Raw genomic sequence first — 255 nt, 5'->3', positions numbered from 1 at the left:
CTGGTTTGGCGCGCAGTACCTTTTACTATCAGCAGCAGGTATTGCAGGCACCAGATAAGCACCAGCAAATCAAGAAACAAATTCAAACCATTTTCGCCCGCCATCACGGGCGCTATGGCTATCGTCGTGTCGCCGCCACCCTCGGTCAGCAAGGACACAAGATTAATCATAAAAAAGTGCAGCGTCTGATGAGCCAATTGGGTCTTAAATCATTGGTACGACCAAAGAAATACCGCTCTTACAAAGGTGAAGTCG

The 255-nt window shown here is 48.2% G+C and carries 1 protein-coding gene; it reads left to right on the top strand.

The annotated features are described in order from the left end of the window. Nucleotides 1–255, top strand: a 255-nt coding sequence (locus tag GTP46_RS29310; RefSeq protein WP_161010123.1) for an IS3 family transposase, incomplete at both ends; no start/stop codon positions are given.

The organism is Duganella flavida (assembly GCF_009857445.1).
Classification (GTDB): domain Bacteria; phylum Pseudomonadota; class Gammaproteobacteria; order Burkholderiales; family Burkholderiaceae_D; genus Rugamonas; species Rugamonas flavida.
Note: the sequence above shows the minus strand (reverse complement) of the source record. Positions and strands in the feature narration are given on the sequence as shown.